At 36.3% G+C, this 11,798-nt stretch carries 12 protein-coding genes and 1 pseudogene; 5 read left to right on the top strand and 8 right to left on the bottom strand.

Annotated features, from left to right (window positions below; genetic code table 11):
- Positions 1 to 55: 55 nt before the first annotated feature.
- From K2F26_RS08525 to purS, 3 genes are all read right to left on the bottom strand, one after another.
- On the bottom strand, positions 56 to 3,061 hold the full coding sequence (locus K2F26_RS08525; RefSeq protein ID WP_220611112.1) for a hypothetical protein: 3,006 nt from the start codon (positions 3,059 to 3,061) through the stop codon (positions 56 to 58).
- A 153-nt stretch (positions 3,062 to 3,214) separates the two neighbouring features.
- The gene (purQ, locus tag K2F26_RS08520) at positions 3,215 to 3,889 is read right to left on the bottom strand and encodes a phosphoribosylformylglycinamidine synthase subunit PurQ (protein ID WP_220611111.1); all 675 of its coding nucleotides are present in this window, start codon (positions 3,887 to 3,889) and stop codon (positions 3,215 to 3,217) included.
- Positions 3,890 to 4,044: 155 nt separating this feature from the next.
- Positions 4,045 to 4,323 carry a phosphoribosylformylglycinamidine synthase subunit PurS gene (purS, locus tag K2F26_RS08515; protein ID WP_220611110.1) on the bottom strand — a complete coding sequence of 93 codons (279 nt, stop codon included), beginning with the start codon at positions 4,321 to 4,323 and terminating at the stop codon, positions 4,045 to 4,047.
- Between purS and K2F26_RS08510 the strand changes: the two genes are divergently transcribed.
- Together K2F26_RS08510 and K2F26_RS08505 are read left to right on the top strand one after the other, a co-directional pair.
- Positions 4,322 to 4,471, top strand: coding sequence for a hypothetical protein (locus K2F26_RS08510; RefSeq protein WP_220611109.1), 150 nt, complete (start codon positions 4,322 to 4,324; stop codon positions 4,469 to 4,471). The genes purS and K2F26_RS08510 overlap by 2 nt on opposite strands.
- A gap of 163 nt (positions 4,472 to 4,634) precedes the next feature.
- Complete coding sequence (locus K2F26_RS08505) at positions 4,635 to 5,027, top strand: Fur family transcriptional regulator (RefSeq protein ID WP_220611108.1); 393 nt, start codon at positions 4,635 to 4,637, stop codon at positions 5,025 to 5,027.
- Between the two features lie 155 nt (positions 5,028 to 5,182).
- Here K2F26_RS08505 and K2F26_RS08500 read toward each other — a convergent pair whose 3' ends face one another.
- From K2F26_RS08500 to K2F26_RS25130, 3 genes are all read right to left on the bottom strand, one after another.
- Positions 5,183 to 6,166, bottom strand: coding sequence for an SPFH domain-containing protein (locus K2F26_RS08500; RefSeq protein ID WP_220611107.1), 984 nt, complete (start codon positions 6,164 to 6,166; stop codon positions 5,183 to 5,185).
- A gap of 79 nt (positions 6,167 to 6,245) precedes the next feature.
- Complete coding sequence (locus K2F26_RS08495; RefSeq protein ID WP_220611106.1) at positions 6,246 to 6,674, bottom strand: NfeD family protein; 429 nt, start codon at positions 6,672 to 6,674, stop codon at positions 6,246 to 6,248.
- Positions 6,675 to 6,749: 75 nt separating this feature from the next.
- Positions 6,750 to 6,875, bottom strand: a complete 126-nt coding sequence (locus K2F26_RS25130) for a hypothetical protein (RefSeq protein ID WP_302850045.1) — start codon at positions 6,873 to 6,875, stop codon at positions 6,750 to 6,752.
- A 374-nt stretch (positions 6,876 to 7,249) separates the two neighbouring features.
- Between K2F26_RS25130 and K2F26_RS08490 the strand changes: the two genes are divergently transcribed.
- The gene (locus K2F26_RS08490) at positions 7,250 to 9,220 is read left to right on the top strand and encodes a PP2C family protein-serine/threonine phosphatase (protein WP_220611105.1); all 1,971 of its coding nucleotides are present in this window, start codon (positions 7,250 to 7,252) and stop codon (positions 9,218 to 9,220) included.
- An 86-nt stretch (positions 9,221 to 9,306) separates the two neighbouring features.
- The gene (locus K2F26_RS08485; RefSeq protein ID WP_220611827.1) at positions 9,307 to 9,528 is read left to right on the top strand and encodes a ferredoxin-thioredoxin reductase variable chain; all 222 of its coding nucleotides are present in this window, start codon (positions 9,307 to 9,309) and stop codon (positions 9,526 to 9,528) included.
- 167 nt (positions 9,529 to 9,695) lie between these two features.
- Here K2F26_RS08485 and K2F26_RS08480 read toward each other — a convergent pair whose 3' ends face one another.
- Complete coding sequence (locus K2F26_RS08480; protein ID WP_220611104.1) at positions 9,696 to 9,905, bottom strand: hypothetical protein; 210 nt, start codon at positions 9,903 to 9,905, stop codon at positions 9,696 to 9,698.
- 639 nt (positions 9,906 to 10,544) lie between these two features.
- A pseudogene (locus K2F26_RS08475) lies at positions 10,545 to 10,877 on the bottom strand (IS1634 family transposase); the annotation flags it as partial.
- Between the two features lie 55 nt (positions 10,878 to 10,932).
- Here K2F26_RS08475 and K2F26_RS08470 point away from each other — a divergent pair.
- Positions 10,933 to 11,712 carry an IS4 family transposase gene (locus K2F26_RS08470; RefSeq protein ID WP_220611103.1) on the top strand — a complete coding sequence of 260 codons (780 nt, stop codon included), beginning with the start codon at positions 10,933 to 10,935 and terminating at the stop codon, positions 11,710 to 11,712.
- Positions 11,713 to 11,798: the final 86 nt, after the last annotated feature.

The raw sequence follows: 11,798 nt of genomic DNA, 5'->3' as shown, positions 1-11,798 counted from the left end.
ATAAAACTTTCGCGCATCCCGCAGGGTAGACGCAAAGAAAGAGAAATTTTAATTTTCATTCCTTACCTAATAAAATTGATTTAACATACGTTAAAAACGCGAGAGAATTAAACTCTCCCTTACCTCTAATATGTGAAAACATTGCAGATTTACTAACTGACTCATCCCCGATTAAATTCTGATAGGGATCTAACTTTAATTGTAATTTACCTGATTTTTCATAACGGGAAAAATGGAACAAAGTTAAACATTGCAAGATTTCATTTTTTAACTGACTATCATCATAAATTAAACCTTCCTTGATATCCTTATCATCTAAAATTCCCTCATAAATATTTAACAAAGTCGCATAAGACATGACTCCATGATAGTTAACATCATCTGCAACTTTTAAACCATTAAATAAATTGAAGAAAATCACAGATTGTTTATTGCTATCCTCCACTAAATTGGTAAGTTCTAAGGTATCCTGAATATATAAAGATGTAGCTTGGGGAGTTTCCAATTTTACCGCATAGTATTTTTCAAAAAACATCGGATAAATTTTGATGTCATGTCTTTCTTTTTTTAATGATTTAATCACATTCTCTGACATGAAAAACAATTCTTCTTTTTTATCTACTTGGGTAATATGTAATGTACTACTGTAAGGAACTTTTGCGATATAAATAAAGTGTCTGTAACCTCTTTGGTAAAGTTTATCTACATTATCAACTACAACCGTAGGATATTCAAACATTTTTTGATGATCGTCGTAGTTTTCTGAGAAGGTTTTAAATAGTTGCACTCTTGCGGTTTTGTTTTCTGTTTCTAAGGTGATAATTTCACCCATTAAGTTAGCTTTTTTATCTTTGATATTCCACCGACTGTCACTTTCTCGACTGGAAACAACGATGATCGCAAGTTTTTTAAGTTCCTGAAATGTAAATTTATCAGTTGGTGCAAAGGTAAATTTTTTGGGAAATACAGAATATAATGAACTGAGAGAATTAGGAATTGTAAATTTTAAATTGCTAGTTTTAGTAATGACTATTCCCTGTTCATTACTACGGTATCCGTCGTTAAATAAATGAGATAATACCTTAGTTAAAGCAAGAATAAATTTCTCTATTGGTGCATTATCGGTTTTATCGTTGAGGTGTATTCTAAATAAAGGAAGAAAAGTTTTACTCTGTTTTTCTAAGATGACATGAAGACAAAGATACGCAAGTAAACTATAGGTGATTTTGTAAATAAATTCTTGATGTTCTTCTAGTTTATCATTTTCTGAACGATGGGGAAATACTAATAAGTTACGATGTTGTAAGTGTTTATGATAAAAATTACCCCCTTCTTTCATTGCTAAAAATATGACAGGTAAAACTCCTACTCCTGGAGTCAGATCATATTTCATATCAAAGGTTTCTTTTTCTTCTGTCTCTAAAAACTGAATTTCACTAATACTGATATTTCCAGGAAGGGTGATCAGTAAGTTGTCTTGTGTGGTTGCGTTTCCTAAGTTAATGTATTTTAAACAGTCTTTAAAATTTCTCCGCAACGCTTCTTTAAATATGGTTTGTCTTTCGTTGATGGTGTCGATGTCGGTTTCTAAAATGCTGTTTTTCACAGAAATATGTACAGGATAATTTCTCACCGGAAATGGTGTTTTATGTTTGATTAAACTGGTGAGACTGTTTTTTAAGGTTTTGATTTTTTCTGCAACGTTTAATTTTTTAAATCCTTCAATCCAACTTTTAAAGAGTTTCCGTTTTGCTTCTTCGTCATTACCTCTCAATATGGGTAAGACGTTTTTTTCTAATGTCTCTATGGGATTATATTCTAAATCACTTGCAAGATTTGGCCGTGATGCAAAGATGAAATAATATAAAAATCCGATTTTCAAGATTTTATTGACAAATGTGAATTTTGTTGATTCGTTTGCAAGTTCTTTTTTATGATAATCACTATCTGGATCTAACAGGTTGAGGTGATAGTCAAAAGCTGTTTTTCCTCCATCAGTTTGCACTTTACCATTTAATTTTAACTTTAACCCAAAGGTAAATTCTATATCTTCTCTATGAGGATTTTCTGCTTCTCCTAGATAACCTTCAATAATGGGAATTATTGGTAGTATATCATAAGCTTCACTGCGGGAAAACATGGTTTGATAATTAACCGATATTCCCCCATAGTTAACTTGATATTCTCCATCTGCTTTGTTACTATCGTTAATGTAATCTTCTAATAGTTTCAGTCTTCTGATTAAATCTTCTAAGTAGATTTTACCTTGATTTTTGTCGTCAATTTGTTCTAATAAATATTCTAAATATCTAATTTTAGCTAGTTTTTTCAGTTTTCCTAATGTTTCTTGGTTGACGAGGTTTTGTAAACTGTAAATGTCTGAGTTGGTGTTTTTCTCCAAGTTCTCAATTATATATTCTAAGTCTTCTCGATCTTCTGTGTTAGCATCTGCAAATGTGATATCAAGATAATTGTTTATCCCTGTTAATAAGGTAGCGTTAAAATCACGTGGTTTATCTATGTGAATTTTGACTTTATGCGCTTTTAGTAGTTGTTTGTTTTTGTTTCTTTCGTCTTTTTTAATTGTTAATCTCTGTTTTTGTAAATCTTTCGCTTCTTTAAATGGATAGGTGAAGTCTAAAAGAATTTCTTGGGTTTTTTCATGTTTTTTATATTCTCCTTTAAATGTCTGTAAATCTGAGATTAAGGTTTTAATAAATGTAACTCTATCTATTTGATGATCACCAGTTTTTGTGGTAATTTCTCTTTGTAGATGAGATTGAATATAAACTACAATCTGTTTAATTTTCTCTCTGAATAAATCTTCAGTACCAGGAATAAAATTCAAAGTTGCTGAACGTAATATCCTTTCGTTTCCTAATGGGTTATGAGGAGTTAACTTAATAACTTCATTAACTACTTCATTCATATCTACCTTGACTCTTTTATTATCAGCAGAAATTGTAAATATTTGCTTATTTTGTAAAACTTGAATAATTTTATCTAATAAATCAGTGTAATCTACATTTGCTAAGTCTGGATTTATTGCTATTTTATTCATTTGCACCTTTACTTGTGGTTGTTAATATTACAACACCCTTTATATTAAATCTTTAAAACTTAACAAGTCAATACGTAAAAATAATGAAATAGGAAAAAATCTGCAAACATCAGATCCCGGACTTCTTTAAGAAGTCCGGGATCTATTATATGACTATACTAACGCTGCAACTTTACCTAACAAACCCGTAAATAATTGCAAACCATCAGTATTACCTAATACTGCATCTGCTGCGCGTTCAGGATGTGGCATCATTCCTAACACATTACCTTGCAAATTGCAAATCCCTGCAATGTTATTTAATGATCCGTTGGGGTTTTCTCCGTGATAACGAAATACCACTTGTCCGTTATCTTCAATTGCTGCTAAAGTGTCTTTATCTGCGTAAAATCGCCCTTCTCCGTGGGCGATAGGTAAATTAATTACTTCATCTTGAGTATAATTCTGAGTCCAAGGTAAATTATTACGCTCAACTTTCAACGGAGAGCGATCGCAAATAAAATGCAAGTTCTCATTTCTCGTCAATGCACCAGGTAACAAACCAGCCTCTGTTAATACCTGAAAACCATTACAAATACCGATGACAAATTTACCTTGTTGTGCATGATTAACCACTTCCCGCATCACAGGAGAAAAACGAGCGATCGCCCCACAACGCAAATAATCACCGTAACTAAAGCCCCCAGGGACTATAATTACATCTATATCACTAATATCAGTCTCTTGATGCCAAACCATCCGCGTTGGTTGTCCGACTAAGTCTCTAGTCACATACGCGGAATCACGGTCACAATTAGAACCAGGAAAAACTAAAACACCGAATTTCATAAATAAGGGAATAGGGAATAGGGAATAGGTGACAGGTGACAGGTGACAGGTGACAGGTGACAGGTGACAGGTGACAGGTGACAGGTGACAGGTGACAGGTGACAGTAAAGAAGTTTTTACCAATTACCAATTACCCATTACCAATTACCCATTACCTAAAAAACACCAGTTTGAGATTCTACTTCAATCAAATCAAAACGATAATTTTCTATCACAATATTTGCTAACAGTTCCTCACACATATTTTTCACATCTTGATTTGCTGTAGCTTCATCTGGTGCAATAGTGGTTAATTCAATATATTTACCAATTCTGACTTGTTCAACGGTTTCATGTCCCATTTGTTTTAAGCTAGTTTGTACGGCTACACCAGCAGGATCTAAAACAGAAGGCCGAAGAGTCACGAAAATTTTAGCTAAATACTTCCTTTGCATGAGGGGGGTAACTTTTGCTGAATGGTGCGATCGCTATCCTATAACTTTTATGTTCCAACTGAGTGAAAATATAGTAGGTGACAGGGAACAGGTGACAGGTGACAGAGCTAAAATTCTTTTATGGTCTGAGTTTTTTACCATCAGCTGATGTCCTCGTCGCTGTCCGTTGTCACAATATCACAGACTGGTTAAAGTTCATTTATCAGTTAGCCAATCAAAAAACCTCATATCAGATATGGTAACTTAAAATAGTCACATAAGATACAAAATTTTTATTATTCTCAACCCTAAATCTAAAATCCCAAATTACTATGAAAGCTATACGTACCCGCAGTCAAGAGCGAATTTTAAACCTATTAAAAAACATCAAACAAGGAATTTCCGCACAAGACATATACATAGAACTACGTAACCGTAGTCAAAGCATGGGTTTAGCCACAGTTTACCGTTCTCTAGAAGCTTTGAAACTCGAAGGTAAAGTACAGGTGAGAACTTTATCTAATGGTGAGGCTTTGTATAGTTTAACTCAACAAGATAAACATCACCTCACCTGTTTACAATGTGGTATTTCCATACCTATCCATCAATGTCCAGTCCATGAACTAGAAAACGAGTTACAAACCAGCCATAAATTTAAAGTATTTTACCACACCCTAGAGTTTTTCGGATTGTGTAATAATTGTCAGGAAGTATGTGACAGGTGACAGGTGCTACGCCACGGTGACAGGTGACAGGTAAGAGTTTTTATTAAGGGACTGACAAATAAAAAAATATACAAGTGTTTCTTGTGGTGCGGGCATCTTGCCCGCTAATTATACAGGGCAGGCAGGATGCCTACCCCACAAGATGAGATAATAACCTAGTCTCTATTCTCCAACAAAGAATGAGAACCATTGGGAATATCAGAGACAATAGAACGAATACCTTCTAAAGTAGCAGGTATGGTGCGGGGGTCCATAAACACCACCTTGCTACTATCACTTTTACCAATAGTTGTACCCATATCTAAATAACCTAGTGCAAAGAGAACTTCTAAAGCTTTGTGTGCATCTGGGTTAGTTTGCATCCTTTGAGCTATAATTTCTGCTGACTCCGCGATCGCCTGTGCTTTCAAAACCTGCTGCTGTCTTTCCGCTTGCGCTTTTAAAACCAGCGCCTTTTGTTCCGCTTCCGCTTGTAAAATTATCGCCTTTTGTCGCGCTTCCGCATCCAAAATTTGAGCATCCGCTTTACCTCTAGCACTATTCACCGCCGCTTCTCTATCACCTTCAGATGTTAAAATTGCTGCCCGTTTCCGTCTTTCTGCGGACATTTGCAATTCCATAGACTCTTGCACAGCCTTAGATGGAATAATATCTCTCAATTCCACCCGTGTAACTTTTACACCCCAAGGATCAGTAGCAATATCTAAATCTCTCAGCAGAATTTCATTAATTTGAGTTCTAGCGGTAAAAGTCTGATCTAACTCTAATTGTCCCATTTCCGAGCGAATTTGAGTTAAAACCAAATTAACCATCGCTGACTGGAGATTTTCTACTTTATAGTAAGCTTTCTCCATATCCACGATCCGCCAATACACCACCGCATCAACAGTAATGGAAACATTGTCACGGGTGATACATTGCTGAGGAGGAATATCTAAAACCTTTTCCCGAATCGTTTGCTTATAAACAATGTTATCAAAAAAAGGATTAATCATATTTAAGCCCGGACCAAGCTTTTTCTTATAACTACCCAAAGTTTCCACCAAAGCTTCATCACCTTGATTAATCACTCTAATTGATTTGAGGACAACAGTACCGCCCCCAAAAGCCAAAGCAAGTAACAATAAAAACTGACCCATTTTTATAAATCTCCGAAAATACGATGCTTTGAAAACTCTTATCTGTCACCTGTCACCGTGGCGTAGCACCTGTCACCTGTCATAAAATATTTTCTGGCATCACAATTAAAGTCGTACCTTCTCTACTTACGACATAAACTTTTTGCCCTGGTGCTAAACTGAGGTTGTGATCATCGCATCTAGCCCGCCAGGAATTACCTTCATATAGCACCCGTCCCGCCTGACCTGGTAAAATTTCTGTTAAAGTTTCGCCAATCACCGCATCAGAGATTTTTGATTTGCGTGTTGGTGGTTGTAAAAACCTGCGGGAAAACACAACTAAAACGGTGGAAAGTAACAGCCAAAGAACAACTTGCAGCCATAAACTGCTCAAACCCAAATAAGAAAGTAGCGCCACCGCAAAGGCACTAACTCCCATCATAAATTGCACAAAGGCTGTTGGTAAAAAAAGTTCCATCAAACACAGAACTATACCTGCTAACAGCCAGATTAAGGTAAAAGTTGGCATAACGCCATCCCAGACAATAAAAACAAAAAATTTAACCCCAATATTATTTTGTGATTAACTACATTTAGACCATCACTATTTACGGAAAGAAATTTTTGATTTAAAGTCAATACCTTCGCCAAAATCAAAAATATCTTGATTTGTAGGTTGGGTTGAGGAACGAAACCCAACAAATACGTTGAGTTTACGTTGGGTTTCCACACGGTAAACCCAACCTACGGGAAAATGACAAAGATATTGTTAAAGTACAAACCTATCAACAGGAGCATACAAACATAGTTGATTGCTATTCTAGTAATTAACATCCCAAGTTCATCTAAATTCACCTGAATTTCTTTATAATTTATACACTCACAACTCAAGCTCAAAAATAGAATATGTAGCATAAATCAAACTTTGAGTATTATGCTTAATCTTTTTGTTAAGTTCTTAAATATTTATAATTTCTGATCTAACTATTCTCCCGACTCAGTGTAGGGTGCAGAGTTCAAAATACAAAAATTAGTTCTTCTTCCTCCTGACTCCTGACTCCTGACTCCTGACTCCTGACTCCTGACTCCTTACTTTATACATTTATGAATTCTACTAACCGGACTATTCATTGTATCAATCCCGACTGTGAACAACCGATTAATAATCTAGGCGATCGCATTTGTAAAACTTGTCAAACACCATTAGTTTACCGCTATCTGTGGGCGATCGGCACAAATGCCGCCAGCATACCCCCAGAAACAAAAATTGCCGACAGATATGAGGTAATTACACAGCAAATTTGGCTAGATACCCAACCAGGAAAACCACCAGAGATACCATCAGAACGGACCCCGGCAGTTATCCCCTACCTGAAATTATATCCAGAACGGTTACACATCCCCCAACCCTACGGATTTACAACTTCTACAACCGAAGACACAGAAGACACAAATGATATTCTCTTGTTAGAAAATGCACCTATAGATACAAAAGGAAATCTCTATCCCATCATTACCAAAGTGTGGGAAGAAGCAAAAGCAGTTAGGCAATTATACTGGCTATGGCAAATTCTCCAACTGTGGAAACCCTTATCAGAAGTGGGAGTAGCTGCAAGTTTACTATCACCAAATAACATACTCGTTCAAGGTTGGTGTATCAAATTACTAGAACTATACCAAACAACAGAAACACTTACCTTGCAGCACTTGGGGCAATCTTGGCACTCATGGGTACTGGTAGCAAAAGCCGAAATAGCTCCTGGTTTAAGTAATATCATCCAGCAGATGTGCCAAGGTGAAGTAGATTTTACTACTATTAGCCATCAACTTAATCAATTATTACTAGCATCAGCAGCAGAATTACCATTGATGGTGAAAGTCGCTGGGTTTACAGATGCAGGTCCGGTGATGAAACACAATGAGGATAGTTGCTACCCCTGTAACCCAGGTGATTTAGATAACTATTTAAGCCAACATTTAGCAATAATTTGTGATGGCATTGGAGGCCATGAAGGCGGCGAAGTTGCTAGTCAACTAGCAGTTCAGTCCTTAAAATTACAAATCCGTGCTTGGTTACAAGATGTAGCCGAAAAAACAGAAATTGTTCCCCCAGACTTGTTGCACCAACAACTAGCGGCTAGTTTGCGGGTGGTAAATAATATGATATGGTCACGCAATGACGAACAAAACCGCCAAGGTAGAGAACGCATGGCCACCACTTTAGTCATGGCCATACAATTACCGCAACGTATAGTCACCAATACAGGACGGGAATCAGAAAATACTCATGAACTTTATATAGCTAATGTTGGTGATAGTCGTGCTTATTGGATCACTCCCAGCTATTGCCAACTACTAACCATAGATGATGATATGGCAACCAGAAAAGTGTGTTTTGGTCAAAGTTTGTATCGTCAAGCAATCACAACAGCTAACGCCCATGCACTCACCCAAGCATTAGGAACAAAAGAAGCCGAATCTCTACAATTTGCCATCAAACGCTTTATTTTGGAAGAAGACGGGATTTTATTATTATGTTCCGATGGTTTAAGTGATCATGATTGGGTAGAAAAATCTTGGCAGAATTATGTAATTCCCCTGTTAACAGGTAAACTGACAGTGGAAGATGCAGCACGTAACTGGGTAAAATTGGCAAATGAAAAAAACGGTCAAGATAATACATCTATTGTTCTTACGGTTGTCCGTACTTCCCAAGCCCATTTAGTACCTGTTACACCTGTACCAATAGTATTAGAAACATCAGAAACAGAGGAATTAGGAATCACAAGCACAGAAACAGAAACTTTTGAAGCGCAAGCACCAGCAGTAGATTATTTAGCAGAGAGTTCCCTAGCTTTAATGGATTTGAATCTCAGTGAAGAATCAGTTTCTACTCCTGTTAAAGCAGTAAATCGGGGTAAACTGGTCTTAGTTTTAGGCGGATTTTTAGCTTTGTTGCTTGGAGGTACAAGTTTAGGTTTATTTGCTTGGTGGCAACTTCAACCCCAGTCTTTTGGGCGGTTGTGTCAGCAACTTCCCCCAGAATTACAACAATTCTGCCCCCAGCGCCAATAAGCTATATTTCTTGAATGTCAAGATATGGTAAAATCAACCAAGTCAATCAATTCAATAATCAAGAAAAATCAGGTATAAATAATACTATGAATATTGGCGATCGCGTTCGTGTAAAAGAGTCGGTAGTAGTTTATCATCATCCTGAGCATCGGGGTCAGAGTTTTGACCTCAAAGGATCAGAAGGCGAAATTTCTGCTATTGTTACTCAATGGCAAGGCAGACCTGTCAGTGCTAACCTGCCAATTTTAGTTCAGTTTAGCAAAAAATTTAAAGCTCATTTACGAGAGAATGAGTTAGAGGTAATTTAAATAGGAGTCAGGAGTCAGGAGTCAGGAGTGAGAATAATTGTTAAATCACCAAGCAAAACGACTATTTTTGATAAAAAGCATGAAATTTGACTCAAAATTCCTGATTTTTCTGACTTCTGTATTCTCGACTCTGAACGCTGAGAAGCAATATATCTTTCATTCCTCTTTTAGCGGCGAAAAAACCACCCCATAATATTGAGTTCGCCGCGCATTTTTTCTAAATCTCTACGGTTTTCGGCTGCGGTTGTGTAATACCATTCACAATAACGTTTAAACTCCGAACGAGTCTGAACTTCGTGGTAAAACTCTACAGTTGTTTGGTGAACTGCAAACACTTCCTCAACTTCCGGCTGAGGTGATGGGACAATATATAGCAATCCTAAATGATTATAGAACGATTAGATCATAGTTACTATTGACGTAAATCGAACTAGATTAAGACTTTAAGTATCCTAACCTTACCAAATCACTTGTACTATTTGTTCATAACTCAAATCGGATTGCTATATGGTAGTTCTTTAACGGGTAGGCATCAATTCAGATAGGGTGTAGACTAGCTCCTGGGCGTGGGCAAGCATTGACGAGTGCTTTTTTATGATATATTTCACGCCTTTTCTCTCATGTTTTTAGTCCCAAATGCAAATATAGGCATTGATTTTATCCTCTTCGATTGCTTGCAACCCACATTCCGCACCCCAAACTGTCCCAGAGGGAAATTACGGAGATGAAAAATCAAAGTTAGCATAAAAACAGACATATAAAGTGAAAAAAGGCATTTGAGAAACAGTAAATCACCAAAAATAGCATCAAAACCTATTCTCAATAAGAAGCAATAAGAATGAACACCACCTGGAGAGGTTAACAGATAAAGAAAAGAAGATATTCAAGATAAAAATCATAAACAAGACTAATATTTCCAGGATAAAAACGAAATTATAGACATAGTAAAATGGAGCTATACATCAAAGATATTAGCTCATTTTCACTCATAGAAATTCAATTGGTATAGATAATAATTAGGTGACTAATTGATAGTAACGTAAGCAATCATCTGGTAAAAGGCGCAAGATAAAATCTCTGTCCTGATTCCAATTAGAAATATGTTCTTCCTGATTGAGTATAACCAAATGAATACATTGAAAGCATTGAAAAATCCAGCGTAAAGTAGGGCGGTCAGTTGCTTTACCTAATTGATTTTTAATTGTTGATTTAGACTCTTTCAGAGCATTTCTAATTTGACGTTGAGCCAAAGTATAAACCAGTAGACATAAACCTTCAGGGGGCGACAAGCAAAGTGAAACCAAGACAGGCAAAGGGTTACAGATGATAGACTCTCTGAAAAAAGTTGGTGCTTATTGACAATAATGTGAGGTTATTAAGCAGTTATCTAGAGGGTGCAGTTTGATGGTAGAAAAGAATGGTCTCGTCAACCTCCAGGAACAACAAAAAGTATTACGTCCGGTAATTAGGTTATTGAAAAATTATCAATTAGTCATTATTGGCGATAGGGAATTTCATGGTGCTGAATTAAGAAAATGGTTACAAGGTCAGGGTTTGAAGTATATCTTCAGACAGAAAAAAGATACCACATTTCAAGAAAAAAGACAAAAATTCCAACCATTGAGTACAATTCCAATTTATCCGGGAGGTCGGAGATTTTATGAAAATGTTAATCTCACACAGGAGAAAGGTTTTGGTCGTTGTAATTTAGCCGTTTATTGGAAACGAAAGTATCGCGGTAAGCAAGAATTAGAACCTTGGTATTTATCAACTAATCTCACAGATATATCAACAACTATCAAAATATATAGCCAACGTTTTGGGATTGAGGCTATGTTTAAAGATTGTAAAACTGGGGGTTATAATTTAGAAGGTTCTCAGGCTTCTCCTGATAGACTTGTGCGGATAATTTTATTGATTGCTTTAGCAATGACTTCTGCATGGTTACAAGGTAAAAAAACTCAATCTCAAAGACAACAATCTTATGTTTGTCGGATGAGTGAACATCAAAGAACTAGAAGAAGACATAGTGATTTTTGGATAGGTTTGTATGGTTCTAGTTGGATAGTTTCTATGAATGAGTGTCAAGAATTGGTCTTGGAGATGATGGCGTTAGTTCGCAATAAGATGCCATTTTATCAGCAGGGTATGAGGGCTGTGATCCTTATCCAGCAACCTCTTTAACTCCTTTGTCGCCCCCTCAATTCTATTTCTTGAGGTTTTAATTTCACAACAGTTTCCTCTACTATTTCTGTTGTCATCAATTATTT

It is taken from the genome of Sphaerospermopsis torques-reginae ITEP-024, assembly GCF_019598945.1.
GTDB lineage: Bacteria > Cyanobacteriota > Cyanobacteriia > Cyanobacteriales > Nostocaceae > Sphaerospermopsis.
This window is presented reverse-complemented; position numbering and strand designations above follow the sequence as displayed.